This window comes from Caballeronia sp. Lep1P3 (assembly GCF_022879595.1).
Lineage (GTDB): Bacteria > Pseudomonadota > Gammaproteobacteria > Burkholderiales > Burkholderiaceae > Caballeronia.
The window spans coordinates 2,812,534-2,836,534 of the sequence record NZ_CP084265.1 but is presented as its reverse complement, the minus strand read 5'-3'; the positions used below and the strand labels follow the sequence as shown (position 1 = coordinate 2,836,534).

General features: G+C 64.3%; 25 protein-coding genes and 1 tRNA gene. 12 read left to right on the top strand and 14 right to left on the bottom strand.

Features of this window, described 5'->3' with window-relative positions; genetic code table 11:
- The first annotated feature begins 42 nt into the window (after positions 1-42).
- Positions 43-1,827 carry an N-acetylglucosamine-specific PTS transporter subunit IIBC gene (gene nagE, locus LDZ27_RS13265; RefSeq protein WP_244814526.1) on the top strand — a complete coding sequence of 595 codons (1,785 nt, stop codon included), beginning with the start codon at positions 43-45 and terminating at the stop codon, positions 1,825-1,827.
- Positions 1,828-1,964: 137 nt separating this feature from the next.
- On the opposite strand, the gene rpoH is transcribed toward nagE, so the two are convergent.
- Complete coding sequence (gene rpoH / locus LDZ27_RS13260; RefSeq protein ID WP_244816145.1) at positions 1,965-2,900, bottom strand: RNA polymerase sigma factor RpoH; 936 nt, start codon at positions 2,898-2,900, stop codon at positions 1,965-1,967.
- 354 nt (positions 2,901-3,254) lie between these two features.
- Between rpoH and LDZ27_RS13255 the strand changes: the two genes are divergently transcribed.
- Together LDZ27_RS13255 and LDZ27_RS13250 are read left to right on the top strand one after the other, a co-directional pair.
- Positions 3,255-3,821, top strand: coding sequence for an acyloxyacyl hydrolase (locus LDZ27_RS13255; RefSeq protein WP_244814525.1), 567 nt, complete (start codon positions 3,255-3,257; stop codon positions 3,819-3,821).
- A 45-nt stretch (positions 3,822-3,866) separates the two neighbouring features.
- Entirely contained in the window at positions 3,867-4,250 is a 384-nt protein-coding gene (locus tag LDZ27_RS13250; RefSeq protein ID WP_244814524.1) for a nuclear transport factor 2 family protein, read from the top strand.
- 28 nt (positions 4,251-4,278) lie between these two features.
- On the opposite strand, the gene leuA is transcribed toward LDZ27_RS13250, so the two are convergent.
- Together leuA and ybiB are read right to left on the bottom strand one after the other, a co-directional pair.
- The gene (gene leuA / locus LDZ27_RS13245) at positions 4,279-5,931 is read right to left on the bottom strand and encodes a 2-isopropylmalate synthase (RefSeq protein WP_244814523.1); all 1,653 of its coding nucleotides are present in this window, start codon (positions 5,929-5,931) and stop codon (positions 4,279-4,281) included.
- A gap of 445 nt (positions 5,932-6,376) precedes the next feature.
- Positions 6,377-7,348, bottom strand: a complete 972-nt coding sequence (gene ybiB / locus LDZ27_RS13240; protein ID WP_244814522.1) for a DNA-binding protein YbiB — start codon at positions 7,346-7,348, stop codon at positions 6,377-6,379.
- Between the two features lie 348 nt (positions 7,349-7,696).
- Between ybiB and LDZ27_RS13235 the strand changes: the two genes are divergently transcribed.
- Genes LDZ27_RS13235 through LDZ27_RS13225 form a run of 3 tightly spaced genes read left to right on the top strand, consistent with a single transcriptional unit; the run spans position 7,697 to position 9,665 of the window.
- On the top strand, positions 7,697-8,395 hold the full coding sequence (locus LDZ27_RS13235) for a fumarylacetoacetate hydrolase family protein (RefSeq protein ID WP_244814521.1): 699 nt from the start codon (positions 7,697-7,699) through the stop codon (positions 8,393-8,395).
- A complete protein-coding gene (maiA, locus tag LDZ27_RS13230) occupies positions 8,392-9,036 on the top strand; it encodes a maleylacetoacetate isomerase (protein ID WP_244814520.1) in 645 nt (214 codons plus the stop codon). Before LDZ27_RS13235 ends, maiA begins: the two co-directional genes overlap by 4 nt.
- Entirely contained in the window at positions 9,033-9,665 is a 633-nt protein-coding gene (locus tag LDZ27_RS13225; protein WP_244814519.1) for a LysE/ArgO family amino acid transporter, read from the top strand. The genes maiA and LDZ27_RS13225 overlap by 4 nt, the downstream gene beginning before the upstream one ends.
- A 47-nt stretch (positions 9,666-9,712) precedes the next feature.
- Here LDZ27_RS13225 and ftsY read toward each other — a convergent pair whose 3' ends face one another.
- On the bottom strand, positions 9,713-10,984 hold the full coding sequence (gene ftsY, locus LDZ27_RS13220) for a signal recognition particle-docking protein FtsY (protein WP_244814518.1): 1,272 nt from the start codon (positions 10,982-10,984) through the stop codon (positions 9,713-9,715).
- Between the two features lie 219 nt (positions 10,985-11,203).
- Here ftsY and rsmD point away from each other — a divergent pair, with 219 nt between their 5' ends.
- Positions 11,204-11,839, top strand: coding sequence for a 16S rRNA (guanine(966)-N(2))-methyltransferase RsmD (rsmD, locus tag LDZ27_RS13215; protein ID WP_244814517.1), 636 nt, complete (start codon positions 11,204-11,206; stop codon positions 11,837-11,839).
- A 100-nt stretch (positions 11,840-11,939) separates the two neighbouring features.
- Positions 11,940-12,446 (top strand): pantetheine-phosphate adenylyltransferase, encoded by a 507-nt coding sequence (gene coaD, locus LDZ27_RS13210; protein ID WP_244814516.1) that lies wholly within the window; start codon positions 11,940-11,942, stop codon positions 12,444-12,446.
- Between the two features lie 20 nt (positions 12,447-12,466).
- On the opposite strand, the gene LDZ27_RS13205 is transcribed toward coaD, so the two are convergent.
- On the bottom strand, positions 12,467-12,820 hold the full coding sequence (locus LDZ27_RS13205) for a winged helix-turn-helix domain-containing protein (RefSeq protein ID WP_244814515.1): 354 nt from the start codon (positions 12,818-12,820) through the stop codon (positions 12,467-12,469).
- 95 nt (positions 12,821-12,915) lie between these two features.
- Here LDZ27_RS13205 and LDZ27_RS13200 point away from each other — a divergent pair, with 95 nt between their 5' ends.
- Both LDZ27_RS13200 and LDZ27_RS13195 read left to right on the top strand, forming a co-directional pair.
- Positions 12,916-13,482, top strand: a complete 567-nt coding sequence (locus LDZ27_RS13200; protein ID WP_244814514.1) for a hypothetical protein — start codon at positions 12,916-12,918, stop codon at positions 13,480-13,482.
- Positions 13,483-13,945: 463 nt separating this feature from the next.
- On the top strand, positions 13,946-14,203 hold the full coding sequence (locus LDZ27_RS13195) for a YfhL family 4Fe-4S dicluster ferredoxin (RefSeq protein WP_244814513.1): 258 nt from the start codon (positions 13,946-13,948) through the stop codon (positions 14,201-14,203).
- A gap of 13 nt (positions 14,204-14,216) precedes the next feature.
- Here LDZ27_RS13195 and hisC read toward each other — a convergent pair whose 3' ends face one another.
- From hisC to LDZ27_RS13155, 8 genes are all read right to left on the bottom strand, one after another.
- A complete protein-coding gene (gene hisC, locus LDZ27_RS13190) occupies positions 14,217-15,287 on the bottom strand; it encodes a histidinol-phosphate transaminase (RefSeq protein ID WP_244814512.1) in 1,071 nt (356 codons plus the stop codon).
- A 20-nt stretch (positions 15,288-15,307) separates the two neighbouring features.
- On the bottom strand, positions 15,308-15,910 hold the full coding sequence (gene pth, locus LDZ27_RS13185; RefSeq protein WP_244814511.1) for an aminoacyl-tRNA hydrolase: 603 nt from the start codon (positions 15,908-15,910) through the stop codon (positions 15,308-15,310).
- 132 nt (positions 15,911-16,042) lie between these two features.
- Positions 16,043-16,657 carry a 50S ribosomal protein L25/general stress protein Ctc gene (locus tag LDZ27_RS13180; protein ID WP_244814510.1) on the bottom strand — a complete coding sequence of 205 codons (615 nt, stop codon included), beginning with the start codon at positions 16,655-16,657 and terminating at the stop codon, positions 16,043-16,045.
- A gap of 147 nt (positions 16,658-16,804) precedes the next feature.
- Positions 16,805-17,758, bottom strand: a complete 954-nt coding sequence (locus tag LDZ27_RS13175; protein WP_244814509.1) for a ribose-phosphate pyrophosphokinase — start codon at positions 17,756-17,758, stop codon at positions 16,805-16,807.
- Positions 17,759-17,805: 47 nt separating this feature from the next.
- Positions 17,806-17,882, bottom strand: a tRNA-Gln gene (locus LDZ27_RS13170).
- A 55-nt stretch (positions 17,883-17,937) separates the two neighbouring features.
- Complete coding sequence (gene ispE / locus LDZ27_RS13165) at positions 17,938-18,819, bottom strand: 4-(cytidine 5'-diphospho)-2-C-methyl-D-erythritol kinase (protein WP_244814508.1); 882 nt, start codon at positions 18,817-18,819, stop codon at positions 17,938-17,940.
- 18 nt (positions 18,820-18,837) lie between these two features.
- On the bottom strand, positions 18,838-19,473 hold the full coding sequence (gene lolB / locus LDZ27_RS13160) for a lipoprotein insertase outer membrane protein LolB (RefSeq protein ID WP_244814507.1): 636 nt from the start codon (positions 19,471-19,473) through the stop codon (positions 18,838-18,840).
- Complete coding sequence (locus LDZ27_RS13155) at positions 19,473-21,329, bottom strand: tetratricopeptide repeat protein (protein ID WP_244814506.1); 1,857 nt, start codon at positions 21,327-21,329, stop codon at positions 19,473-19,475. The genes lolB and LDZ27_RS13155 overlap by 1 nt, the downstream gene beginning before the upstream one ends.
- Before the next feature lie 86 nt (positions 21,330-21,415).
- Between LDZ27_RS13155 and mutM the strand changes: the two genes are divergently transcribed.
- Positions 21,416-22,246, top strand: a complete 831-nt coding sequence (mutM, locus tag LDZ27_RS13150) for a bifunctional DNA-formamidopyrimidine glycosylase/DNA-(apurinic or apyrimidinic site) lyase (protein ID WP_244814505.1) — start codon at positions 21,416-21,418, stop codon at positions 22,244-22,246.
- A 5-nt stretch (positions 22,247-22,251) separates the two neighbouring features.
- Positions 22,252-23,313: an A/G-specific adenine glycosylase gene (gene mutY, locus LDZ27_RS13145; RefSeq protein WP_244814504.1), complete on the top strand. Its 1,062-nt coding sequence runs from the start codon at positions 22,252-22,254 to the stop codon at positions 23,311-23,313.
- Here the strand turns inward: mutY and LDZ27_RS13140 are convergent.
- Positions 23,310-23,969, bottom strand: coding sequence for an LON peptidase substrate-binding domain-containing protein (locus LDZ27_RS13140; protein ID WP_244814503.1), 660 nt, complete (start codon positions 23,967-23,969; stop codon positions 23,310-23,312). The two genes, mutY and LDZ27_RS13140, sit on opposite strands and share 4 nt — an antisense overlap.
- Positions 23,970-24,001: the final 32 nt, after the last annotated feature.

Here is a 24,001-nt window from a genome sequence, read left to right as displayed (position 1 = left end):
CCCGAGCAGCAACGACAAGACCTATATCTTTTGGAGAACCCGATGGACGCCAACCCGTTTGCAAAAATGCAGCGCCTAGGCCGCGCCCTGATGCTGCCGATTGCCGTATTGCCGGTGGCCGGCCTGCTGCTGCGTTTAGGCCAGCCCGATGTCTTCAACATCAAGATGATCGCCGACGCCGGCGACGCCATCTTCTCGAACCTGCCGCTCTTGTTCGCGATCGGCGTGGCGGTCGGCTTCGCGAAGGACAACAACGGCACGGCGGGTCTCGCCGGCGCGATCGGCTATCTGATCGAAACCGCCGTGATGAAGGACATCAACGACAAGCTCAACATGGGCGTGCTGTCGGGGATCGTCGCCGGTATGGTCGCGGGCTATCTCTATAACCGCTACAAAGACATCAAGCTGCCCGAATATCTGGCGTTCTTCGGCGGTAAGCGTTTCGTGCCGATCGTCACGGGCGTCGTGTGTCTCGTGCTCGGCATCGTGTTCGGCTACGTCTGGCAGCCGATTCAGGCGGCCATCGACGCAGCCGGCACCTGGCTCACCACTGCCGGCGCGATCGGCACGTTCGTGTTCGGCGTGCTGAACCGGATTCTGCTCGTGACGGGCCTGCATCACATCATCAATTCGCTCGCGTGGTTCGTGTTCGGCTCGTTCACGCCTCCGGACGGCGGCGCGGTCGTGCACGGCGACCTGCATCGCTTCTTCGCCGGCGACAAGACGGCGGGCGGCTTCATGACCGGCTTCTTCCCGATCATGATGTTCGGCTTGCCGGCCGCATGCCTCGCGATGTTCCACGAAGCGCCGAAGGAGCGCCGCGCGGTCGTCGGCGGCCTGCTGTTCTCGATGGCGCTGACCGCGTTCCTGACGGGCGTGACCGAGCCGATCGAATACAGCTTCATGTTCCTCGCGCCGGTGCTGTACGGCATTCACGCGGTGCTGACGGGCCTGTCGCTCGCGATCTGCTCGGCGCTCGGCATTCACCTGGGCTTCACGTTCTCGGCGGGCGCGATCGACTACGTGCTGAACTACGGCTTGTCGCAGCGCGGCTGGCTCGCGATTCCGATCGGTCTCGTGTACGGCATCGTGTATTACGGCCTGTTCCGCTTCTTCATCCGCAAGTTCAACATGGCGACGCCGGGCCGCGAGCCGGCCACCACCGACGCGCAAACCGACGCCACGCCGGTCGGTGTTCCGGGCGTTGCCGGTGGTTACGCGCCGGCAGCGGCGAACACGCGCGCGGCGAAGTACATCGCGGCGCTGGGCGGCGCGTCGAACCTGACGCTCGTCGATGCCTGCACCACGCGTCTGCGTCTTTCGGTGGCGGATACCGACGCCGTGTCCGAGCCGCAGTTGAAGACTATCGGCGCGCGCGGCGTGCTCAAGCGCGGCAAGACGAACGTGCAGGTCATCATCGGACCGGAAGCGGACTTGATCGCCGATGAAATTCGCGGCGAACTCGAGCATTCGTCGACGCGCGGCGCGACGCCGGCTTCGTCGGCTCCGGCGCAGCCCACGGTGGCGGCGGCAGGCGCCGTCGATCAGACCGCCGGCCCGCTCGATCCGGACCCGCTGCGCTGGCTCGCCGTTTTCGGCGGCGCGACGAACGTCGCTTCCCTCGATGCCGTGGCGCAGACGCGCCTGCGCGTGGTCGTGCGCGACCCTTCGGCGGTCGATAAGCAGCGCCTGTCGCAACTGGATGTGGCGTGGGTATCGGCGGATACGTTCCACATCGTCGTGGGTTCGGCGGCGCAGCGTTATGCGGCTCAGATGGCCACGCGGCTGTCCGGCAACGGCGGCGGCGCGGCACCGATGCCGGCCTGATCCGGCCGAGCGGTCGTTCATGCAGAAACGGCGCCTTCGGGCGCCGTTTTTCTTTTCCGCACGCGGCGGGCAAAGAAAAACCCCGCTGTCTTTCGACAGCGGGGCTCGAAGGTTCCTGCTAAGTCTTGCCTGAAGCGTTACGCGTAGTCGTGCAGCGCGGTGCGCATCTTCTTCATCGCGCTCGCCTCGATCTGGCGAATGCGCTCCGCCGACACGCCGAATTCGTCGGCCAGTTCGTGCAGCGTCTTGCCGCCCGAGCCGTCGTCTTCGACATCCAGCCAGCGCGCCTTGATGATGCGGCGGCTGCGTTCGTCGAGCGATTCGAGCGCGGTCGAGAGGCCGTCGCTTTGCAGCTTGTCGAACTGGCGCGAGGCGATCACGTTCGTCGGCTCGTTATGCGAGTCCGCGAGATAGGCGATAGGCGCGAACGCTTCCTCGCCGTCCTCGACCTGGCCTTCCAGCGCGATGTCGCCGCCGGACAGACGCGTTTCCATCTCCGCGACTTCCTCGCGCTTCACGTTCAGCTCGCTCGCGAGACCTTCGATCTCGCCCGGCGTGAACGCCGCGTGACCGGTCTTGTGGCTGCGCAGGTTGAAGAACAGCTTGCGCTGCGCCTTGGTCGTCGCGACCTTCACCATGCGCCAGTTGCGCAGGATGTACTCGTGAATCTCGGCCTTGATCCAGTGCATCGCGTAGGACACGAGGCGCACGTTTTGCTCCGGGTCGAAGCGCTTCACGGCCTTCATCAGACCGATATTGCCTTCCTGGATCAGGTCCGCGTGCGGCAGGCCGTAGCCCAGATAATTGCGGGCGATCGACACGACGAGACGCAGGTGCGACAGCACCAGTTGCTGCGCCGCGTACAGGCTGCCGTGTTCGCGATATTCGGTGGCGTACTGACGTTCCTCTGCCGGCGACAGCATCGGAATGCGGTTCACTGCTTGTATATAGGAATCGATGTTGCCGATCTGACCGGTCAGCATCGACGACTGTGCGTACGTCAGCGCGCCTGCCGAAGATGCCTTGGCAGGTGCCGCGCCTACAACATTCGGAAGGGTCATCGCATTGGTCACGCTCATAAGCTCCTTTTCAACGTATCGCCTGCTGCCGAACGGCGACAACAGGCCAGTCACGATATTAGCACTCCCGTCAAGTGAGTGCTAAGTGTTAGAGGGCAACGAAATGTGAGAGTTCCCACAAAGCTATCGACTTTGTGAGATTGATAGGCGCGAAGCGCGGTCGATGATGTCGAACTTACCGAAGTGCCCGATAAATTCGAACGAATTACCGTTTTGTTCGTGGCGGCGCGCAATAATTCAATTAAATGCGTCGAGAAAGGGCGATTGTGCAAATATCTGTCAGTCGAAATACAATGCGCCGAACCACCGCTCGGCGGACGTGCAACACAACCCATAAATGGGGCGCTCATGCAGAAAAACAAAGCTCTCTGGCGCAGTTTGTTGTCTCGCGGCGCAATTGCGCTTTCGCTCGGCCTCGCTTCGGCGGCGGCGCACGCCGACCGCTTCGGCCTCCAGATAGCCGGCGGCGTGGCGAACCACGACTTCAAGAAAGCCGACCTCGGCGTCGTCTGGGACCCGGATCTGACGTGGTGGGAGATCGGCGGGTTCCACTTCACGTTGCTTGGCGAAGGCCACGTCGCCTATTGGCACACGAAGGAAAGCAACGCGGTCAATCCGAACGTCTGGGAATTCGGCGTCACGCCGGTCCTGCGCTTCGTGAAGAGTTCCGGCTATATCCGGCCGTTCGTCGAGGCGGGCGTGGGCGTGCGGCTGCTTTCGCACGCGCGCATCACCGAGAACTTCACGGTGTCGTCGGCGTTCCAGTTCGCGGACATGGTCGGCGTCGGCGCGATCTTCGGCGAGAAACAGAATTATCAGGCCGGATTCCGCTTCCAGCATCTCTCGAACGCGAGTATCAAAGAGCCCAATCCTGGTATAAATTTCAGCCAGCTATATCTGCAATACAACTTCTGACGAGGCGCCGGCGCATCGGTTCCTCGACGCAAGGGGAACCGACAGATGCCGGCAAAGACCCTGGAGGCCATCCGCGGCCTCGAGCGCGACCGTTTCCGTGCGATGGTGGAAGGCGACGGCGCGACGCTCGAAGCGTTGCTGGCCGAGAACGTCAGCTACGTCCACACCAACGGCAAGCGCGAAACCAAGCGTCAGTTCATCGACGCCATCACGGCGGGCCGCCGCCGCTACCGCCAGATCGAGATCCAGTCGCAGGACGTGATTCCAGCCGGCCGCGACGGTTGCCTCGTCGCGGGACGCGTGCTGATCGAGATGGAATCGAAGAACGGCGCGCTGCTGTTTCCAATCGCTTACACGGCCATTCACGTTCAGACCGACGGCCAATGGCTGCTGCTCGCTCTGCAGGCGACACGCGTCGCGCTCGAATGACGCGCGCCGCCGGGCGCAGGCTGTCGCGTCAGGCTTCCACCGCCTCGTCCTGCCGCCGGTTCTCCACGATCCGCTTCGAGCGATTGACCGCGCTCACCACCGCATCGACGATCGCGAGCGCCGGATTCGCGTGCACCGCGACGCCGAAGCGCGTCGGTTCGTCGCCGAAGCGGCAGCCGACGAACACCGCCGTATCGCCGCTCGCCGTCAGCGTCGATTCGAACCAGCTCACGCCCGCGCCCACATCGAGACACGAGGCCGCCGCCTGCGCGTAGTGCTCCTCGCTCGCGACGTTCGATGCAGAAGGCATCGCGATGCGCCGTCCGAACGCCGAGAGCGTCGACGCATCGACGCGCGAAACCTCACCGCCCGCATCGAAATATTCGCGCTTGAAGAGGGCGCAGATCGCGTCGCCGGTGATTTCCTCGCCGGATGCGTCGGCGAGCGCCTGCACCGCGTGGCTGAACTCGATCTGCACGCGGCGTGGCGGCGTAAAGCCGAGCCCGCGCTCGAGCAGATACGTCGCGCCGCCCTTGCCGGACTGACTGTTCACGCGAATCACGGCGTCGTAGCTGCGGCCGAGATCGGCGGGATCGATGGGCAAGTACGGCACGTCCCACGGCGTGCCGGGCACGCGCTGCGCGAACCCCTTGCGGATCGCGTCCTGATGCGAACCGGAAAACGCGGTGAATACGAGATCGCCGGCATACGGATGGCGCGGATGCACCGGAAGCCGATTGCAGCGCTCGACGACGCGGCGCACCGCATCAATGTCCGAGAAATCGAGGCCGGGATCGACGCCTTGCGTGTAGAGATTCAGCGCGAGCGTCACGAGATCGACATTGCCCGTGCGCTCGCCGTTGCCGAAGAGACACCCTTCGACGCGTTCGGCGCCCGCGAGCAGCGCCAGCTCGGCCGCGGCGACCGCCGTGCCGCGATCGTTATGCGGATGCACCGACAACACGATGCTGTCGCGAAAGCCGAGATTGCGGTCCATCCACTCGATCTGGTCGGCGAACACATTGGGCGTCGCCGCTTCGACCGTCGCGGGCAGGTTCACGATCATCTTGTGATCGGGCGTCGGACGCCACATTTGCGCGACGGCATCGCAGACTTCGCGCGCGAACGGCAACTCCGTCATGCTGAACGTCTCGGGCGAATACTGGTAAGTCCAGCGCGTGCCGGGCCGCGCCGCCGCGCATTCCTTGATGATGCGCGTGCCTTCGACGGCGAGCGCCTTCACCTCTTCTTTCGACTGATTGAAGACGATCCGTCGGAACGACGGCGCGATCGCGTTGTACAGATGCACGATCACCTTGCCCGCGCCTTCGACCGCCTGGAACGTGCGCTCGATCAGCTCGCGGCGCGACTGCACGAGCACTTCGATGGTCACGTCATCGGGAATGCGCTTCTCGTCGATCAGCGTGCGAACGAAGTCGAAATCCGTCTGCGATGCCGACGGGAACCCCACCTCGATTTCCTTGAACCCCGTCGCGACCAGCATCTCGAAGAATTCGAGCTTGGCGGCAATGCTCATCGGCTCGATCAGCGACTGATTGCCGTCGCGCAGATCGGTGCTCATCCAGACGGGCGCTTTCTCGATCGTGCGGTTCGGCCAGCGGCGGCCTTGCAGACGGACTTGCGGGAACGGACGGTATTTCGCGGCGGGGCTCGGCATCATGATCGTCGGTCTCTCGTAGGACGGTTTGCGTAGCGTCTGCGAGAGCGGCCGTGGCCGGCGGCTGGCCGGCTGCGGCGCGATGCGTCCGATGCGCCGACACGCGCGCGATCCCATTGCGCACCGGCGACGGTGACGCCTGCGACCAACGTGAACGTGCGCGAAGCAGCGTGCATGTGACCCTCGCGTTCTCGTTTCGCGGGATGCGCGAACGGAAAGCTGACGACTACAAGTGTAAGGAAAGGAACTGCGGGAACTGCTGGGAGGACCGCGCGTGCTGGGAAGACCCCGCGACGCACGGCGCTACGTCCGGCGACTTACGCTAGACGTAGCGATAGGGGCCGCGCTAGGCGGCCCGAAATAATTCGGAGGGAGGAAGGCTGGGTGAAACGCATCGGTCCACTTTAAACCAGCGTTGGAGCGCGTGTCAAATGCGTGCGGCGAAGCGCTAGACCGGCTTGCGCACGATATCCGCGATCAGTTCGACCTGACGCGCAACCGCCGGCGGCACGGGCACATCGCCGCGCATCACGTCTTCGATCCAGCGCGCGGTGGTCGCCGCATCGAGTGATTCCGGCAGTTCGATGGCGGGCGCATCCGCCTGCGAACGTTCGGATGAGACGAGCGTTTCGGCGCGGCCGTCGTGAAACCAGTCGATCTGCACCTGACGGCGCGTGTCGGCGACAGCTTCGCCTTCGGTCCCGCGCGCAAGCAGCGCGCCGCCTTGCGCGGCCTCCGGATGCTCGGTGAAAAGCTGCGTCAGGCTGTCGCGATACTCCGGATGCGTATAGTTGACGAGCCTCAGCCCCGGTTCCGCGAACGGCTGAAGAATCTTGACGAGCGTGTGCGTCGAGTTGCGCACGCCCATCACGCGCCGCAGTTCGAGCAAACGTGCGAGCTTGGGCGCGAGCGAGTCGATCGGCGCGAAGGCGAGCCGGCGCGACGCGAGGTTGTCCTCGATTTCATCGCGCGATGCCCTGTGCGGGATGCCGAGTTCCGCGAAGATCTCGGCGCTCGTCACGCGGCTGGGGTCGTCGGCGACGCCGTGCACGAGCACCGGCACGCCCTCGCGCGCGAGCAGGAGCGCGAGCAGCGGCGTCAGGTTCGGTTGCTTGCGCGCGCCGTTATAGCTCGGGATCGACACCGGACGCGCATGTTCGCGGCCTTCCTGAACGTGTAGCGGCTCGAACGAAGCATGCGCTGCCGCGAGCATCGCGGCGAGTTCGGCGGCGGTCTCGCCCTTGACGCGATAGGCGAGCAGCACCGCGCCCAGTTCGATATCGGACACGCGGCCGTCGAGCATGGCCTCGTAGAGCGAGTAGGTGTCGTCGCGGGACAGCGCGCGCGCGCCGTTGGGGCCGCGGCCGATTTCCTTGATATAGCGTGCGCAGGAGAAAGAAGGGGCTGGAATGTCGGTCATCGGATGCGTGCGCGGACGGGGGTTCAGTTCCGGGGTCGTGGGCGGCGCCGTCGCGAGTCGAGAGGCGGGAATGTCTCTGAGTATCGCATTTGAGCGCCGCTTGCAAGCTTCGGCGGCCTTCCGGTGACGAACATCGCGTCGCGCCGGATGCGTCGGCGCGGCGCATGGACCGATTCGCGAAGGCCAGCCGAAAGCTCGCGCGCCCGCGCCGGACAAGGCTCGCCACGATTCGCGCGCGCACGTTACACTCGCTCTTCCGGCCGGCTGCACGTGGGCGCGCGTCGGCGAGCGAATAACATCGGATGGACGTTGCCAGCGAGCGCAGCGTCCGGCCAACAGGAGAACAGGATGACTTACGTGTTTCCCCCGGCGCCGGCAGCGGCCGTGCCGGTTGCGGGTTCCAGCGAGCAGTTTCCCGTGCGCCGCGTCTACTGCGTCGGACGCAACTACGAAGCGCACGCGCGCGAAATGGGCCACGATCCGGATCGCGAGCCGCCTTTCTTCTTCAGCAAGCCCGCCGATGCCGTGCTGTACGTCGCACCCGGCGCGACGGGCGAATTCCCTTATCCGCCGCAGACTAAAAACCTGCACTTCGAGATGGAGCTCGTCGCGGCCATCGGCAAACAGGGCAAGGATATTCCCGCCGGCCAGGCGCTCGACTACGTGTACGGCTACGCGCTCGGCCTCGACATGACGCGTCGCGACCTGCAAGCCGAAGCGAAGAAGCTCGGCCGTCCGTGGGATACCGCGAAAGGCTTCGATCATTCCGCGCCGCTCGGCCCGATCCATCCGGTATCGAAGGTCGGGCATCTGGAAAAAAGCGCGATCTGGCTCACCGTCAACGGAGCGGAAAAGCAGCGCTCGGACATCTCGCAACTGATCTGGTCCGTGGGCGAAACCATCGCCTATCTCTCGACGCTCTTCGAACTCTTTCCCGGCGATCTCATCTTCACCGGCACGCCCGAAGGCGTCGGCGCGGTCGTGAAGGGCGATCTCCTGACGGGCGGCGTGGACGGCATCGGCGAATTCTCAGTGCGCGTCGTATGAAGCTGTACAGCTACTTTCGCAGCTCGGCTGCGTATCGCGTGCGTATCGCGCTGAATCTCAAGGGCCTCGATTACGAATACGAGGCCGTCCATCTTCTGCGCGAAGGCGGCCAGCAACTGAAGCCGGAATATCGCGCGGTCAATCCAGACGGCATCGTGCCGGCGCTCGTCGATGGCGGCGACGTCCTCACGCAGTCGCTCGCGATCCTCGAGTATCTCGAAGAGACGCATCCCGAGCCGCCGATGCTGCCGCGCGGTCCGTCCGATCGCGCGTTCGTGCGCTCGGTCGCGCTGCAGATCGCGTGCGAAATCCATCCGCTCGACAATCTGCGCGTGCTCAAGTACCTGAAGCATCAGGTGAAGGTGCCGGACGAAGCGAAGGACGCGTGGTATCGGCATTGGGTGGAAGCGGGCTTCGCCACGCTCGAAAAGCGGCTCGCCGGCGATTCGCGCGTCGGCAAGCTGACTTTCGGCGATACGCCGACCATCGCCGATCTGTGCATCGTGCCGCAAGTGTTTAACGCGCGGCGCTTTGGCATCGACCTCGCGCCTTATCCGACGATCGAGCGCATCGCCGACTACGCCAACGGAATCGACGCCTTTGCGCGGGCTGCGCCGGCACAACAGCCGGACGCGGAATGACGGCGGCGGTTTCTGCGGGAGCGCTGTCGAGTTATCTGGCGGGCGCGGGACTGGGGGCGAGCCTGATCGTCGCGATCGGCGCGCAGAACGCGTTCGTGCTGCGGCAAGGCTTGAAGCGGCGGCATGTGGGCATCGTCGTGGCGATTTGCGCGTTCATCGATGTCATGCTGATCGCGCTGGGCGTCGGCGGAATGGGCGCGCTCATCGCGCGTGCGCCGTTTCTGCTGGAAGTGATTCGCTGGGCGGGCGCGGCGTTCGTGTTTCTTTACGGCCTGCGCGCCTTTCTCGCGGCATGGCGCGGACCGGGCCACCTGGACGCCTCCGACGGCGATTCGCAAACGGCAATGGGCGCGGCGTCCACGGTGCTCGCGCTGTCGCTGCTGAACCCGCACGTCTATCTCGATACCGTCGTGCTGCTGGGCGGCATCGGCGCGCGCCACGCGTGGCCGGGCAGCGCGTGGTTCGCGGCGGGCGCGATGTGTTCGTCGATCGTGTGGTTCACGGCGCTCGGCTACGGCGCGCGGCTTCTGGAGCCGTGGTTCCAGAAAGACGTCTCGTGGCGCGTGCTCGATGTGATCGTGGGCTGCGTGATGTGGTGGATTGCGGCGGCGCTGGTGTTCTCGCGCTAAAACGTGCCGATGCAAAAAAGGCGTCCCGAGGGACGCCTTTTTTATCTTCAGCCGAGCAGAGCGTCGGCGAATTCGTCGGCCTTGAAGGGCTGCAAATCTTCGACCTTTTCGCCGACGCCGATGAAGTACACCGGAATCGGCCGCTGCCGCGCGATGGCGGCGAGGATGCCGCCTTTCGCGGTGCCGTCCAGCTTCGTCACGATGAGGCCGGTGAGTCCGAGCGCGTCGTCGAATGCCTTCACTTGCGCGAGCGCGTTCTGACCGGTGTTCGCATCGATGACGAGCAGCACTTCATGCGGCGCGTCGGGCATCGCCTTCGCAACGACGCGCCGGACCTTGCGCAACTCTTCCATGAGATGAAGCTGTGTCGGTAGCCGGCCGGCGGTGTCGGCCATCATCACGTCGATCTTGCGCGCGCGCGCCGCGCCGACCGCATCGAAGATGACCGCGGCGGCATCGCCGCTTTCCTGCGCGATGACCGTCACGTTGTTGCGCTCGCCCCAGACGGTGAGCTGTTCGCGCGCGGCGGCGCGGAACGTATCGCCGGCGGCGAGCAGCACCGACTGGTTGAAGCTCTGCAAATGCTTGGCCAGCTTGCCGATGCTCGTCGTCTTGCCGACGCCGTTCACGCCCGCGATCATCATGACGAGCGGCTGCGCGCGGCCCAGCATCAGCGATTTCTCGAGCGGACGCAGCAGATCGACGAGCAGCGCACGCAACGCGGCCTTCACCTGCGAGGCGTCCGTCAGCCGTTCCGTGCGCACTTTTTCGCGCAGCGATTCGAGCAGATATTCGGTGGCGTCCACGCCGGCGTCGGACATCAGCAGCGCGGTTTCGAGTTCTTCGTACAGGTCTTCGTCGATCTTCGCGCCGACGAAAATCCCGGTCAGGCTGGAACTCGTTTTCGACAGGCCGTGCCGCAGCCGCGAAATCCACGACTTGCGCGCGGCGGCGTCCGGCTCTGGCGGCGGCACGATTTCTTCGCTCGCCTCGTCGGTTTCGGGCGCGCGCAGCCATTGCGACTGCGTGCGGCCCTGCCAATACGGCTTCGCCTGTCCGCTTGCGGCGGGCGTCGCGGATTCTTCCGCGGGCGCGGGATCGGCGGGCGGCGGCGCTTCGGGCGGAATCGCGGCGTCGACGGCCGGCTCGCGCTCCAGTTCCGCCTCGATCGCGGTGTCGTTCGCGGCCTCGTTCGCGGCCTCGTGCGCGAGGTCAGGCGCGGACGCTTCCTCGTCCTCGGCGGCTTCGGTCGTCTCGTCGGCGGACGTCTCGGGCGGCGCGTCAGCCGGCTTTTTGAATCGTTTGAAAAAGCTGAACATGGGTCTCGGACGATGATGCGCGTCATTCGATGGCCCGGCGCGCTCACGCTGAACGCCGCGCGCAACGGCCCGCGCAGAAGGAGTCAAGCCGCGTATTTTATCAGGCGCGGCCTCGCGCGCTTGTGCGCGAGCCGCCTGTGGTAACGTTCGCCTCATTGCCCCTGGCCGCCGCGAAACACGCGTCGCCAGCGGCGCGTGCCCCATCTCGACGCTCTTCTCATGCCCCGTCCCGCCGCTACACGTTCGCCTCATTCCGCCGCTGCTGGCCGCGCTCCGGCGCGCGGCGGCAAGCCGCATACGATCCGCATCATCGGCGGAAACTGGAAGCGCACGCCGCTGCCCGTGCTCGATCTCGACGGCCTGCGCCCGACACCCGATCGCGTGCGCGAGACGCTCTTCAACTGGCTCGGCCAGGACCTCGACGGCCTGCGCTGCCTCGATCTATTCGCGGGCAGCGGCGCGCTCGGTTTCGAGGCGGCGTCGCGGGGCGCTGCGCGCGTGCTGATGGTCGAGCGTAACGCGCGCGCCGCCGCGCAATTGCGCGCGAACCAGCAACGGCTCGACGCGCGCAACATCGAGATTGCCGAAGCGGACGCATTGCGACTCGCCGCCGGCCTCGCTCCCGGATCGTTCGACGTGATCTTTCTCGATCCCCCGTTCGGCGACGAAGCGCTGCTCGCCCGCGCGCTCGACGTTGCCGCGCCGCTTGCCGCGCCCGACGGTGCGATCTACGTGGAATGCGGCGATCCGCTGGAACCGGCGCGCATCGACGCGCTATCGGGCTGGAGCGTCGTGCGCGAGGGGAAAGCCGGGGCGGTTCGCTATCATTTGCTGCGTCGTCAAAATGAGGAATAATGCGCCTGCCCCGTTCTGGCCCACGCCGCGCGCGGCGAATCGGCAACGCGGGGAATGACGGTCGCCACGCGGCTCAAGGTCAATAAAAGAGGAGAAGCTCATGGTTGTCGCCGTGTACCCGGGAACATTCGACCCGCTGACGCGCGGGCATGAAGACATCGTGCGGCGCGCATCGAGCATTTTCGATACGCTGGTCGTCGGCGTGGCCGACAGTCGCGCGAAGAAGCCGTTCTTTGCGCTCCAGGAGCGGCTCGATATCGCGCACGACGTGCTCGGGCACTATCCGAACGTGCAGGTGAGCAGCTTCACCGGGCTTCTCAAGGACTTCGTGCGAAAGAACAACGCGCGCGTGATCGTGCGGGGCCTGCGCGCCGTCTCCGACTTCGAATACGAATTTCAGATGGCGGGCATGAACCGCTATCTGCTGCCCGACGTCGAAACGATGTTCATGACGCCATCCGATCAGTACCAGTTCATCTCGGGCACCATCGTGCGCGAGATCGCGCAGTTGGGCGGCGACGTGAGCAAGTTCGTGTTCCCGTCCGTCGAAAAGCGGCTGATGGACAAGGTCTCGGCTTCCCAGCAAAAAGGTCCCGCTGCGCCCTGACGGCGCAACCGGCGACTTCTCTATGAACGGCCGCTATTCGCGGCCTTGGCGAACGCTTCGGCGAGCTTGTCGAAGTGTCTGAGCGCGCCGGGCGTCAGTTCGATCTGCTTTCGGCGCGTGTCTTCCGTGTCGCTCAGCATGATCCAGCCTTTCTCGCGCATCGACGTGATGCGGGCGTGAAGCGTGGCGGGCGAGCCGAGCTGGCTTTGCGCCATCATGTCCCGGACCGAAAGCCGTTCGTTTTTCTGGCTCATGCGCGCGACGAAGTCGAGGATCCGTTCTTCGAGCGGATCGAGCGCGGGAAGCGAGGGCAGGCCGCGCAGCGTTTCGGCGAGTTGAAGAAATCGGAGGTAGATGTCGGCGGGGCGTGTCATGCCTGTGCGTCAGCCGGTGTGAAGGCGCGCCTGGCTTCAACTGCATAAGCTATGATGCAAGCCGGCGAACAACGAGTGACCGACATTCTACCTCCATGTCCAACCTGAGTTTGCGGGCCGTCTCCGTGCTCGGCACGGCGCTCGTGTTTGTCTTGTCGCTCTGGGCCAATCAGGAAATCTTCACGCATACCGAGTTCGTGCGGGGCGTCAACTGGATCTATCTGCCTTCGGGCGTGAGGCTGCTCAGCACGCTGCTGCTGGGCGGCGACGGCGCCGCGGGCCTGCTGCTCGCAAGCTGGCTCGTCGACTTCTTCTACTTCTTTCCTCAAGACCCTGTCCGGTCATTCGCTGGCGGAATCATCGCGACGGTCGCGCCGTATGCCGCTTATCGACTCGCGAGAGAGTGGTACGGGCTCAAGGCGTCGCTATCGAACCTCACGCCGAAACGCCTGCTGATACTCGCCGTCGCCTATTCGGTTGCGAATCCGCTGCTGCATCACATCTGGTTTGCGCTGCGTGGCGACACACAAAACATCGTCGAGCGATTCTTCGTGATGGTCGCGGGCGATCTCGCCGGCGCGCTGATCGTGCTGTATCTCGCGAAAGCGCTGCTCGCCGTGGTGTTCCGCAACGGCGTGCCTCGCGGTCCGACGCTGGAATGACACGCCGCCCATTCTTAGCGCGGATGATGCATGAACGCGTTCGGATACAGGAGCGATAGCGTGACGATTGCGATGCAGAACATCGACATGATGAGATAAAGCCTGCTGCCGAGCGGGGTCAGCTTGTGCCGCCTGTTGGACGACCTGGCGACGGTGAACAGACTGACGCCAGGCCGGCGACAGGTTGCGCAAATCAAGAGCAGCGAGAAGCATCCGACTAGGCCAAGAAGCGCAAGCATGGGTCGCCCCAACGGTGATGAAGGTTCGCTGGCGAAGCGTCGAACCGGTATAAAAATTATATCGATTCGAACGCAACGGGAGGTATGCATCGTCCAGTGCTCGTTTACGGCTGTGGTTCGAACAACTTTAGGCGCGCTGCTACGCGCGGTGGGCGCGTCCGATCGGCGCGTCGCGTGTGCCGGCGCTATAATCGATTGTTTTCAAACGCGAAATTGGCAGCAGCATGTCCCTGATCATCACCGACGAGTGCATCAACTGCGACGTGTGCGAGCCCGAGTGCCCGAACGACGCCATTTCGATGGGACCGGATATCTACGTCATCGACCCGAACAAGTGCACGGAATGCGTCGGCCACTTCGATGAACCGCAATGTCAGCAAGTGTGCCCGGTGGAGTGCATTCCGCGCGATCCGGCGCACGCGGAAACGCCCGAGCAATTGCTGACGAAGTATCACGCGCTGATGGCGGCGAAGGGCAAGTAAGCCCGTCGCTCGCTCAATCGCCAGCGATTTCCTTCAACGCCCCGACGAGCGCATCGCATTCCGAGTCGGTGCCGATCGAAATGCGCAGATGCTGGTCGATGCGCGGCAGCCCGAAGTGCCGCACGAAAATCTCCCGTTTTCTGAGCGCGGCCGCCAGCGTTGCGGCGTCGCGAGCCGCGTGCTTCGCAAACACGAAATTCGCCGCGGACGGCACCACGTCGAAACCGAGCGCCTCCAACTGTGCGGTGAGCCGATTCCGGCTCGCGATGACCTTCGCGCAACTTTCCTCAAACCACGCGCGATCTTCGTATGACGCGATGGCCGCGACTTGCGCGAGGCGATCCAGCGGATACGAGTTGAAGCTGTCCTTCACGCGCCTGAGCGCCTCGATCAAAGCGGCATCGCCGAACGCGAAGCCCACGCGCATGCCCGCGAGCGAGCGCGCCTTCGATGTCGTCTGCACGACGAGCAGGTTCGAATACGCGTCGATCAGCTTCACCGCCGATTCCGCGCCGAAATCGACATACGCCTCGTCGATGATCACCGGCACATCGGGATTCGCCTTCAGCAGCGCTTCGATATCGGAGAGCGGCAGGGCGCGGCCGGTCGGCGCGTTCGGATTCGGCATCAATATGCCGCCGTTCGGCGCGCGGTAAGCGTGAACGTCGATTGCGAAATCGGCATCGAGCGGGATCGTCCGGTATTCGACGCCGTATAACTGCGCATACACCGGATAGAAGCTGTATGTGATGTCCGGGAAGCAGATCGGATCGGCGCGCTTCATCAGCGCCTGAAACGCGTGTGCGAGAACTTCGTCGGAGCCGTTGCCGGCGAAAACCTGCTCGATGCGCAAGCCGTGATGCGCGGCCACCACTTCACGCAGCGCGCGCGCCGTCGGGTCGGGATATTTGCGCAGCGATGCGCCGTCATCGCAGAGTTCGCGGCGAATCGCATCGACTACGCGCGGCGACGGCGAATACGGATTTTCGTTCGTGTTCAGCTTGATCGGATGCGCGAGCGCGGGCTGCTCGCCCGGAACATACGGCGTCAGGCGGTGAACGATATCGCTCCAGAAGCGGCTCACTGTCGGCTCCAGATGAGTGGTCAGGAATTGCGGTGAAGGTTCATCATCGCGCGCTCGGTTTCGCCCGCGACGACGAACGGCATGACGGCGAGGGCGCGTTCGATCGACTGATCGATCACGTCCTGTTCCTCGCGTCGCGGCGGCTTCAGCACGAAGTTGGCGACATCGGGCTTCGCGCCGGCGCGCGCGCCTTCGGGAATCAGATCGCGTGGATGTCCAATGCCGATGCGCAAGCGCCAATATTGCTGCGACGACAAATGCGCCGAAATGTCCTTGAGCCCGTTATGGCCGCCGCTGCCGCCGCCGAGCTTCATCTTGACGGTGCCGGGCGGGAGATCGAGTTCGTCGTGCGCGACGAGAATCTCGTCGGGAAGAATCTTGAAGAACTGCGCGACCGCCACGACCGACTGTCCCGAGCGGTTCATGAAAGTCTGCGGTTCGAGCAGATGGATTTCGTGGCCGTGCAGCCGCCCCTTGCCATAGTGACCGTGAAAGCGGCGTTCGTCGCGCAGCGTCGCGCCGGAATCGCGCGCGAGTTGGTCGACGAACCAAAACCCGGCGTTATGCCGCGTCGCCGTATATTCGGCGCCCGGATTGCCCAGGCCTACGATCAGCTTGATCATGTCGAATCATCGCGAGCGTGCGCGCCCGCTTGGGTAGGGTGCGAAAAAAACCCGCCGGGCTTGCACTCCGGCGGGTCGCGTCGACCGTTCGGCAGAACGGATCGAGAGGATACTTCAGCGTGCAGAGGACGCTCAGGCAGCCGGCGTTTCGCCTTCCGCTTCGCCCGCCGCATCCGACTGCTTCGCAGCCGGCACGGTAGCCGATGCGACGACCGGGTTTTCTGCTTCGACGTGGGCGGTCAGCGCGACGCCCTTCGGCAGCGCGATGTCCTTCGCGTGCATCGTCTGGCCGGCTTCGATCTTCGCCAGATCGATTTCGAGGAATTCCGGCAGGTCGCCCGGCAGGCATTCCACTTCCAGTTCGGTGACGACGTGCGAAATCACGGCGCCCGCCAGCTTCACGGCCGGGTTCGTCTCCTGATTCATGAAGTGCAGCGGCACCTTCGTGTGCAGCTTCTTCGTCGAATCGACGCGCTGGAAGTCCACGTGCAGCACGAGCTGCTTGAACGGGTGATATTGCACGTCGCGCAGCAGCACTTGCTGCGACTGGCCCGCAACTTCCAGGTCCAGAATCGACGAATGGAACACTTCCTTCTTCAGGGCGTGCCACAGGGCGTTGTGGTCCAGTTCGACCAGCTGAACGTCCGCGGCGCCACCGTACACGATACCCGGGGTCTTGCCCGAGTTGCGCAGGCGGCGGCTCGCACCCGTACCTTGCTTGCTACGCTCAAAAGCGACGACTTTCATCTTTGACTCCTTGATCTGCCCGCGACCAGGCAGGGAAACCGGGATCATTCGAATATGCGATCCCAAAACAAACGGCGCGAACCTTCGTCCGTTCGCGCCGATCATGCAAAAACGCGAAGTGTGAACTTCGCGTTTATTGCCGATGCTTTAGCCTTCGGCGAAGAGCGACATCACCGAGTCGCCGCGCCGGATTCGCGAGAACGTCTCCGCGAGGAGGCCCGCGCTCGACAGCAGACGAATTTTCGGGCACGCGAGCGATTCCGCCGAAAGGGGAATGGTGTCCGTCACGACGAGTTCGTCCAGTTGCGACGATGTGATCCGCTCGCCCGCGCCGCCCGACAGCACCGGATGCGTCGCGTAGGCGAAGACCTGCTTCGCGCCGCGGTCCTTCAGCACTTGTGCGGCCTTGCACAGCGTGCCGGCCGTATCGACCATGTCGTCCATGATGACGCAGGTGCGGCCTTCCACTTCGCCGATGATGTTCATCACCTCGGCGACATTCGCCTTGGGACGGCGCTTGTCGATGATCGCGAGGTCCGTGTTCAACTGCTTCGCGAGCGCACGCGCGCGCACCACGCCGCCGACGTCCGGCGACACGACCAGAAGATGGTCATGGTTCTGCTTGCGCAGGTCGCCGAGAAGAACGGGGGTAGCGTAGATGTTGTCGACGGGGATGTCGAAGAAGCCTTGAATCTGGTCGGCGTGAAGGTCCATGGTGATCACGCGATCGACGCCGGCAATTTCCAGCATGTTCGCGACGACCTTCGCCGAAATAGCCACGCGCGCGGAACGCGGACGGCGATCCTGGCGCGCATAACCGAAGTAGGGGATGGCTGCGGTGATCCGGCCTGCGGATGCGCGCTTGAGCGCATCGACCATGATCATGAGTTCCATCAGGTTATCGTTCGTCGGCGCGCAGGTGGACTGAAGAACGAATACGTCTTTGCCTCGAACGTTTTCCTGAATCTCGACCATGATTTCGCCGTCGGAGAAACGACTGACCATCGCTTTGCCGAGAGGGATTCCAAGGATCTTGACGACTTCCTGAGCAAGCGCGGGATTCGCGTTGCCAGTAAAAACCATCAGGCCGTCACTGCTCATCGTGCACCTGTCTGCGGCTGGAGGCGTGAGGAAAACGCGAGAAAGAATGGCAGGGGAGGAAGGACTCGAACCCTCGCATGCCGGAATCAAAATCCGGTGCCTTGACCAACTTGGCGACTCCCCTACACTTAACTTGAATCTTGCCGGGGAAGTGTAGGACATACCCGACAAAACAAAACCTATGACGCGAAAGCAAAGAGAGGATGCGAATCCAGGCTGCTTGTCACGACACTCTTCCAGCTTGCCGGCAGTTTGGCTTGCGCCAACTCTGCTTCAGCCTGGCTGGTGAAAGCGGCGAACACGCTTGCTCCAGATCCGGTCATTCGCGCCGGTGCGAGATTGGAAAACCACTCGAGCACCTTGGCAACTTCCGCGTACCTTCTTGCAACTACAGCCTGCATGTCGTTTCGACCGAAGCTGTCGGGCCAGTTAGCGTCTGACCTTTGCTGTGCAAGAAAGTCCGTAATTGTGACGACTTCCGTATTCCGTGTCAAGCTCTTTTCGGAGAAAATCGCCGCGGTCGGAACGTGAACCGCAGGAGTCACCACCAGGAAGAAGCGTTTCGGCAGTTCGACCGCCTGCAGCGCCTCACCCACTCCTTCAGCAAACGCATTTTGCCCGAAGACAAAAAACGGCACGTCCGCGCCGAGTTGCAGGGCGAGATTCTGCAGAGTTTTGCGCGAAAGGTCAACTCCCCAGAGACGATTCAACGCTAAAAGAGTCGTTGCAGCGTCGGAACTTCCTCCGCCGAGGCCCGCGCCCATCGGCAGACGCTTGTCGATCTCGATGTCCACGCCGAAACGGCTGCCTGCATGCTTCTGGAGCAATCGCGCGGCCCGCACGACGAGATCGTCGTCCGCGGCCACGCCGGGCACGTCCGTCTCGCGCATGACCACGCCGTCCTCGCGGCGCGTGAAGTGAAGCACGTCGCCCCAGTCGAGTAGCTGAAAGACCGTCTGCAGCGCGTGATAGCCGTCCGGACGGCGGCCCGTGATGTGCAGAAAGAGGTTGAGCTTGGCGGGCGCGAGGCAGTCGCGGATCGAATCGTTGGACGGGGACATACGCGAAGCGAAAGAGCGTTATTGATCGAGCACGAGTTTGATGTCGAGCGGCGGCTCGCTGCGCGTGAGATTCACGCGCTTGACGCCGGTCGCGGGCGCATCGGCATAGGCGAGATAGTCGATCGTCCAGCCGTCCTGCCGGATCTCCTTGGGACGGCCGGTATCGGACGCGGGATCGGGCGTCGTCTGCGCGCGCGAACTGGGCGCGGCGGACGGCTGCAGCCAGTAGCGCAAGCCTTGGACCGGCAACGCAAAGCCGAGCGTGTTCTGCATCAGATCCGACACGTTGTCCGCGTTCACCGGCTGGCGATTGGGCAATTCGAGCGTGGCGAGTGACGGCGACGACGTGACGATCGCCATCGTCTGGCCGAGCGGATTGCGCAACTGCAGCGTGACCGTATCGCCGGTTTCCTGCCAGTCGAAGTTGCCGTAGGCGTTGCGCTGCACGCCGTTCTGGTCGTTGTACTGCACCGCGAAGCGGCCGTGATACATGCGGCTCGTCTGTGTCGCGAGCGAAGTCGATGCGTTCGACGTGGTCGGCACGCGCGGTTGCAGCGCGCAGCCGGAGAGAACGAGCGCGGCGGCGGCCGCGAGTCCGGCGGCGCAGCGCCGAACGTCACAACGCTGCGCGCCGGCGAAGAAATCGAATGCCATCAAAGATCGTTCACCTGAAGTCGTTTCAGCGTTTTGACGAGCGTGTCGTTGTCCGGTTCGAGCTTTTGCGCTTGCCGCCATGTCGCGCGCGCCTGATCCTGCTGGCCGGACTTCCACTGCACTTCGCCGAGATGCGCGCCGATCTCCGCATTCGGCTGAAGATCGTAAGCATTCTTGAGAATTTTCTCGGCTTCCGCCGCGTTGCCCTGACGGAAGCGCGCCCAGCCGAGACTGTCCATGATGAACGCGTCGTTCGGTGCGAGCGACACGGCTTTTTCGATCAGCTTCACCGCTTCGTCGAGCCGCTGATTGCGATCGACGAGCGAATAGCCGAGCGCGTTGTACGCCTGCGGATTGTTCGGCTGTACACGCATCAGCGCGCGCAACTGCGTTTCCATCACGTCGTAATGGCCGTTCTTTTCGGCGGCCATCGCGTAGTCGTAGATCAGGTCGGGATCGTCCGGAAACGCGGCGACGGCCTTCGCGAGATTCGCCTCGGCCTCCTCGTAGCGATGCGCCTCGAAGAGAATGGCGGAATCGGTGCGCGCGAGCATCGCGAGATCGCGCGGATCGGAGCTTTGCAGGCTGTTGATGAGCGCGCGCGCTTCATCGACCTTGCCCTGCTTCGCGAGCAGTTGCGCGCGCGTGACCTGCGCCGGCAGATACTGCTGGCTCGTGCGCGGGATCTTGTCGAGCCACTGGGCCGCGCCCGCATCGTCCTTCTGTTCGAGCGCGAGTTGCGCGAGATAGATGTACGCCTGACCGGGGTCCGCGCCCGGCGTATTCTGCGCCGCCTTGGCGTACTGGTTCAGATAATCCTTCGCCTTGTCGATGTCCTTCTTCTGGATGTCGATGAGCGCGAGCGCCATCAGCGGCGTGAGGTCCTTCGAGTCGTTCTTGCGCATGATCTCGAACTGCTTCTGCGCGTCGTCGAGCCGGTCGGACGACAGATACAGTTGCGCGAGCGCAAGCCGCGCATCATGCGATTTCGGGTTCTTGTCGAGATACTTCTCGAACGAAGCGATGCCTTCCGCGCGCTCCTGAGGCCCCATGCGCGCGAGCGTCAACGCCGCGGGAAGATAGTCGGGGCGCAGTTGCAGCGCCTTTTCGAGCGATGCCTTCGCGCCCGGCTGATCGTCTGCGAGCAATTGCTGGCGCGCGAGCGCGAGCTGCGCTTCGGGGCGGTCCTGATCGTTCGCGGTGAGATCCTTGAGCACGTTGAGCCCGCCGACGCGGTTCGGCCCGCGCGCGAGCAGCGCTTGCAGCGAAAGGAGCGCGTCGCCGCGCTGCTCCGGCGCGACTTTCGCGAGTTCACGCTCGAGCGTGGGCTTCGCGTCGTCCGGCTTGCCGGACACGATCAGCAGCGATGCACTCAACTGCGCCGCGCGCTCCGAATGAGGCGCGAACTGCTGCCAAAGCTGCGCGGACGTGAGCGCGTCGTTCGGGCTTTGCGCGGCGATGGCAATTTCCGTTGCGCGCTGCGCGAAACGCGGGTCGTGCGTGTCGCGGGCAAGCGCGAGATATGTCTGGAAAGCAGGCGCGGGCTGTCCGCGCTGAAGCGCGACTTCGGCGGCCAGCACCTGAAACACGATCTGGCTCGACATCGAGACGTTCGGCAGGTCTTGCTGTTCGGCGCCGCTGACCGGTGCGGTCAGCGCGTCGGCGGCGGTTTGCGCAGCGGAATCGTCATCGCTCGGAACGGGCGTCGCGCCTGGCGACTGCGCGTGAGCGGGCGTGAACGCGAGCCCGGCCACGGCGAACGCCGCCGCAGCGGCGACGCGCGACATCGGCATCGCGAACGATTGCGCCACGCCGGTCTGACGCTTCGAAAACAGCTTCTTGACGAACGAGTTCATGGAAATCCAGACGATGTTTCGGTCGATTGTAACGCGGTCGCTAAAATACCGGCACACTCGCCCCCAGCAAGTCTCTCTCCAGGAAAATGCCCGAACTGCCGGAAGTCGAAGTCACCCGCCGGGGAATCGAACCCTATGTCGCGGGAAGGCGCGTCGAGCGTGTCGACGTCCGCACGCCGGCGCTGCGCTGGCCCATCCCGACGCATCTCGCGAAGACGCTCGGGCATCTGAAAATCGAGAAGGTCGAGCGGCGCGGCAAGTATCTGCTGTTCGAGACGGCGCAGGGCTGGCTGATCGTCCATCTCGGAATGACCGGCACGCTGCGCGTGTTGCGCAACGTCCCGCGACCGCCCGATGCCGCGAAGCACGATCACGTCGATCTGATCTTCGACGAGTTCATCCTGCGCTTTCGCGATCCGCGGCGCTTTGGCGCAATTCTCTGGCATCCGCGCGAAGACGGCGACGTGCTCGATCATCCGCTGCTCGCGAGTCTCGGCGTCGAGCCGTTCTCGCCCGAGTTTTCGGGCGCGCTCCTCTTTCGCGAGACGCGCGGGCGCAAGGTGTCGGTGAAGCAGGCGCTGCTCGCGGGCGGCATCGTCGTGGGCGTGGGGAACATTTATGCGTCGGAGAGTCTCTTTCGCGCGGGCATTCGGCCGACGACCGCCGCCGGGCGCATCTCGCTCGTGCGCTACGACCTGCTCGCGGACGCGGTGCGCGTGACGCTCGCCGCGGCCATCGACAAAGGCGGCAGCACACTGCGCGACTTCGTCGGGAGCAACGGCGAATCCGGCTACTTCCAGCTCGACTACTTCGTCTATGATCGCGCCGGCTTGCCGTGTCACGTCTGCGGCACGGCCATCCGCCAAATCGTCCAGGGACAGCGTTCGACGTATTTCTGTCCGCGCTGCCAACGCTAATTCCGATGCTCGCACTCACCGATTTCTCCACGCGCCTGATCGCGTGGCAACGCGTTCACGGCCGCCACGATCTGCCGTGGCAGAACACGCGCGACGCGTACCGCATCTGGCTGTCGGAGATCATGCTGCAGCAGACGCAGGTTTCGACGGTGATTCCCTATTACGCGCGCTTTCTCGAACGCTTTCCGACCGTGACCGCGCTCGCGGATGCGCCCATCGACGACGTCATGGCGCTCTGGGCCGGCCTCGGCTACTACTCGCGCGCGCGCAATCTGCATCGCTGCGCGCAGGTCGTCGCGCGCGAACATGGCGGCGCGTTCCCGCAAACGGTCGATGAACTCGCGCAGTTGCCCGGCATCGGCCGATCGACGGCGGCGGCGATCGCATCGTTCGCTTTCGGCGCGCGCGCGACGATTCTCGACGGCAACGTGAAGCGCGTGCTCGCGCGCGTGTTCGGCGTCGAGGGTTTTCCGGGCGAAAAGCGCGTCGAAAACGCGATGTGGACGCTCGCGGAATCGCTATTGCCGGACGCCGCGAACAAGGACGACGTCACCGCCTACACGCAAGGCCTGATGGACCTCGGCGCGACGCTTTGCGTGCGCGGCAAGCCGGATTGCGCGCGCTGCCCGTTCGCCGCGGATTGCGTCGCGAATGTCGAAGGCCGGCAGCGCGAACTGCCGGCTGCGCGCCCGAAGAAAACCGTGCCGACGCGCAAGACGTGGATGCTGGTGCTGCAGGACGGCGATTCGGTCCTGCTCGAAAAGCGCCCGCCGACAGGCATCTGGGGCGGCTTGTGGAGCTTGCCCGAAGCGTCCGACGAAGCCGCGCTCGCGGCTGTCGCGCATGGCTTCGGCGGCGACGAACATCTGCAGCGTCTCGCGGCTTTCTCGCACACGTTCACGCACTTCAAGTTGGAAATCGAGCCTCGGCTCGCGCAGGCGCGCGCTCAGTCAATCGAAGCAATGGACGGGCGGACCGTCTGGGCGCCGCTTTCGCGCATCGATTCCTTCGGCGTTCCCGCGCCTGTCCGGAAGCTCCTCGACGCGCTCACCGGCTCGCTCCTCTAAAGCAGCTGATGATGCTGCATGTAGTGATGCACGACGTCGATGCGCGCGCCCGCATCGAGCAACTCCATGAGCTTCTGGCGCGAGCGCATCGGGATCGGCAGGATCTCGGCGAGGCGGTTCGAGACCCAGCTCGGATCGTCGAAGAGAAAAGGCTCGATGAAGGGCAGATTCTGCGGCTCGCGCGTCTTGATCGTATCGATGATGCGCTCCAGCACTTCCGCGCACGCGCCGAACTTCGCGAGCGCCTCGGCGCCCTGGAGAGGGCGGTCGTCGCCGTATAGCTCCGCCTCGGCGACGAGCAGATTGCTCGGCTCGACGCGATGCGACAGCAGCCGGAAGCGCTCCGTGCCGCGCGCCTGCACGAGCAGCAGGCCGAATGTATCGACATCGCATTCCGTGATCTGCGCGAGACAGCCGACGCTCTCGGGCACCGAAGGATCGCCCGGCGACGCGATCTCGTGCCCGCTTTTCAGCAGACACACGCCGAAGGGCGTGTTCTCGCGCAGGCAGGCGCGCGCCATGTCCAGATAGCGCGCCTCGAAGATCTTGAGCGGCAGGAGGCCGCCGGGAAACAGCACGGTGTGAAGCGGGAACAGCGGCAAGTCGGCGATGACAGGATTCGCAGGACTCGCAGGATTCACGGGATTCGAGGACATCGCGCCCCTCCAGTGGGGACCGCCTGCGTAGC